General features: G+C 72.4%; 3 protein-coding genes. All 3 read left to right on the top strand.

Annotated elements, in window-relative coordinates; genetic code table 11:
* Positions 1-18 precede the first annotated feature (18 nt).
* The gene (locus tag E1284_RS39160) at positions 19-1,428 is read left to right on the top strand and encodes a glycoside hydrolase family 16 protein (protein WP_131945190.1); all 1,410 of its coding nucleotides are present in this window, start codon (positions 19-21) and stop codon (positions 1,426-1,428) included.
* 213 nt (positions 1,429-1,641) lie between these two features.
* Complete coding sequence (locus tag E1284_RS39155) at positions 1,642-3,183, top strand: serine/threonine-protein kinase (RefSeq protein ID WP_207924219.1); 1,542 nt, start codon at positions 1,642-1,644, stop codon at positions 3,181-3,183.
* Positions 3,153-4,021: serine/threonine-protein kinase (locus E1284_RS39150; protein ID WP_131945189.1), on the top strand; the 869-nt coding region annotated here is incomplete at its 3' end. The genes E1284_RS39155 and E1284_RS39150, both read left to right, overlap by 31 nt.

Raw genomic sequence — 4,021 nt, 5'->3', positions numbered from 1 at the left:
GCTCTGGAGGTCCCCGCCATGACCCCACCGAGACGTCCCCGCCTCTGGCGAAGGTCCGCCCTCGCCGTGCTCGCCGCCGCGCTCCCGGCCATGACCGCCACCGTGATCGCCACCACCGTGGCCGCGCCGACGGCCGGCGCGTCCGTCCCGCCGCCCCCGGACGGCTGGAGCCTGGTCTGGAGCGACGACTTCAACGGCTCCGCCGGGCAGCTCCCCTCGTCGGCGAACTGGATCATCGACACCGGCCACGGCTACCCGGGCGGCCCCGGCAACTGGGGCACCGGCGAGATCCAGCGCTACACCGCCGACCCGGCCAACATCAGCCTGGACGGCGGCGGCAACCTGCGGATCACCCCGATCAAGAGCTCCTCGGGCGAGTGGACGTCGGCCCGCATCGAGACCCAGCGCACGAACTTCAAGCCCGCCGACGGCCGCGTCCTGCGCATCGAAGGACGCATCCAGATGCCGAACGTCACCGGGAACCAGGCCCTCGGCTACTGGCCGGCGTTCTGGGCCCTCGGCTCCCCGTACCGGGGCAACTACCAGAACTGGCCGGCGATCGGCGAGTTCGACATCATGGAGAACGTCAACGGGATCAACTCCGTCTGGGGCGTTCTGCACTGCGGGGTCAACCCCGGCGGGGCCTGCAACGAGACCAACGGGATCGGCGCCAACCGCGCGTGCCCCGGCTCGTCCTGCCAGTCGGCGATGCACACCTACCGCTTCGAGTGGGACCGCAGCGTCAGCCCGAACCAGCTGCGTTGGTACGTGGACGGCCAGCAGTTCCACAGCATCAGCCAGAGCCAGCTCGACGCCACGACGTGGTCGAACATGACGAGCCACGCCGGCTACTTCCTGCTGCTCAACGTGGCCATGGGCGGCGGCTTCCCCAACGGCGTCGCCGGATTCGGCACGCCGACCGCCGACACCGTCTCGGGACGTCCGATGGTCGTCGACTACGTCGCGGTCTGGCAGAGCGGCGGCGGCACCACCACCCCGCCGCCGACGGGCGGCGGGGTCGACGCCCGCTCGACCATCCAGGCGGAGGGCTACCAGGCGCAGTCGGGCACGCAGCTCGAAAGCACCACCGACAGCGGCGGCGGCCAGGACGTCGGCTACATCGGCAACGGCGACTGGCTGCGCTACGACAACGTCGACTTCGGCAGCACCCCGGCCACGCAGTTCAAGGCCAGGGTCGCCTCGGGCGCGCCGGCGGGGGTCAGCGGCCTGGTGCAGGCGCGGCTGGACAGCCCGACCGGGCAGGTGCTCGGCGAGTTCGCGGTCGCCAACACCGGCGGCTGGCAGAGCTGGCGGACGGTGCCCGCCAACATGTCCGCGGTGACCGGAAAGCACACCGTCTACATCACCTTCAGCAGCGGCCAGCCGGCCGACTTCGTCAACCTCAACTGGTTCACCTTCGCCAGCTGAGCGTCATCGGCTGAGGGCCGTCGGCGCCCGCCCCGCCATCGCGGTCACGTCCCCTCGATGGCGGGGCTCCGGCCGGTCGCCTCCCCGACCGGCCCGTCCGGCGACCGAGGTGCCGCCGGATACGGCCCCCGGGTCGCGCAAGCGCGGCTCGGTGTCGGATCATTGCCCGATCGGCACCATGATCGGTCGTTGGAAGGGGGGTCCGAGGCTCAGGTGTCAGGTCATCTGCTCGCCGGCCGGTACCGCCTTGGGGAACGGCTCGGCAGCGGCGGGATGGGGACGGTCTGGTCCGCCGCGGACGAGACGCTGCACCGCACCGTGGCGGTCAAGGAGATCGTCTTCCCCGACGTCCTCAGCGCGGACGAGCGCCGGGTGGCGACGGACCGGGCGCAGCGGGAGGCGCGGGCGGCGGCACTGATCGACCACCCCGGCGTCATCACCGTCCACGACGTGGTGATCGAGGACGAGCGGCCCTGGATCGTCATGGAGCTGGTGCGCGGTGCCTCGCTGGCCGGGGTGATCCGGCGCGACGGCCCGTGCCCGCCCGCCGCGGCCGCCCGGATCGGCCTGGCACTGCTGGACGCGCTCGGAGCGGCGCACGCCCGGGGCATCGTCCACCGGGACGTGAAGCCCGGCAACGTGCTCCTCGCCGAGGACGGCCGGGTCGTCCTGACCGACTTCGGCATCGCGAGCATCGAGGCCGACCCCGCCCTGACCCGCACCGGGACGTTCGTCGGCTCCCCCGGATACATCGCCCCCGAGCGGCTGCGCGACCAGCCGGGCGGCCCCGAATCCGACCTCTGGTCGCTCGGGGCGACCCTTTACACGGCGGTCGAGGGCAGGCCGCCCTTCGAGCGGGACGGCCCGATGGCGGTGCTGGGCGCCGTGCTGGCCGAGGAACCGGCGCCGCCGCGGCAGGCCGGCCACCTTGCACCGCTGCTGTGGCAGCTCCTCCAGAAGGCCCCGTCCGCACGGCCGGGAATGGAGGACGTGCGGCGGGCTCTGTGGAATGTGTCCGCTGGAAGACCGACCGGCCTCCCGGCTCAGATGCCCGTCCCGCCCCTTCCCGGGCAGACGGGAGCACGACGGATGGGTATGCCCATCGCGGCGGGCGCCACCATGGTCACGATCGGCGCTTTGCTCGTGGGCGTCATCGCCGCCAACTCCTCCGGCGGCGAGGCCAGGAGAAGCAACGAACCGGCGCAACAACAGTCGTCCGCACCGGGGGCGGCGGCACCTGCCACAACACCGTCCCCGAGCACGCCGGCCGGGCTCGACCTGTGCGGTCTGCTCACCCAGCAGCAGGTGAACCGCCTGATACCGGGTGAGAAGCCGAAGGTCGACAAGGACGGGAAATCCTGCGGATGGACGGCGCCCAAACGCGGAGTCGCGATCAGCGACCTCGGCCGCACCACCGTCGACGGGCCCCCGCGCTCGGCCGTCGAAGCGCACAACAAGTACGTGAGCACCAAGAACGCGGCCACACCCGGAATCCATTACTGGGGATGGACCGAGATCGACGTCGACCACGTGAAAGCGCGTAAAACCGGGGCGCGCACCATCGACGGTATAGGGGACGAGGCGTTCACCTACACGTCCACGGGTCTGTCGAAGTCCATGGACATTTCCGGGGTCGTGCTCCGGGTGAAGAACACGGTGCTGAGAGTCGAGCTGATGTACGAGCGCGGCACCGCGTCCCCCGGCGAGGCCCGCGAGGCGGCACGATGGGTCGCGCGAGCGGCGGCGACGTCATGACCGCACCGGTCCGCACGCTCGCCGGGCGGTACAGGCTCGTCCAGCGCCTCGGCGAGGGCGGCATGGGCGTGGTCTGGCGCGCCCGCGACGAGCTCATCGGCCGGGACGTGGCCGTCAAGGAGCTCCTGCTCCCCGACCATCTGAGCGCCGAGCAGCGCGACCAGGCGGCGCAGCGCGCCCTGCGCGAAGCGAGGGCGGCCGCCCTCCTCCAGCACAGGTCGATCGTCACCGTGCACGACGTCGTCGTGGACGAGGGCCGGCCGTGCATCGTCATGGACCTGCTTCCCGGCCGCTCCCTTGACGCGGTGCTCGCCGGCGACGGTCCGCTCCCACCCGACCGGGTGGCGCGCATCGGCCTGGAGATCCTCGGCGCCCTTCGCGCAGCCCACGCCCAGGGGGTCCTGCACAGGGACGTCAAGCCCGCCAACATCTTCCTCCGCGAGGACGGAGCCGCCGTCCTCACCGACTTCGGCATCGCCGCACTGGAGGGCGAGGCCACACTCACACGGCCGGGTTCACTGATCGGGTCGCCGTCCTACATGGCGCCCGAGCGCGCGCGGCACGACACCGGCGGCCCCGCGTCCGACCTGTGGTCACTGGGCGCGACGCTCTATGCCCTGACCGAGGGCCGCTCCCCGTTCGCCCGGAGCACCGTGATGGGCACGCTCGGAGCCGTCCTGACCGACGAGCCGGACCCGCCCCGCGCCGCCGGGCAGCTGGCTCCGCTGCTGGGACGCCTCCTCGTCAAAGACCCCGAGGCGCGGCTGAGCGCGGAAGAAGCCGAGGCGTACCTGCGCGCCCTGGTGGCGGGCGAACGCACCGGCCCCCTCCCGTCGGC

The organism is Actinomadura bangladeshensis (genome assembly GCF_004348335.1).
GTDB classification, from domain to species: Bacteria; Actinomycetota; Actinomycetes; order Streptosporangiales; family Streptosporangiaceae; genus Spirillospora; species Spirillospora bangladeshensis.
Note: the sequence above shows the minus strand (reverse complement) of the source record. Positions and strands in the feature narration are given on the sequence as shown.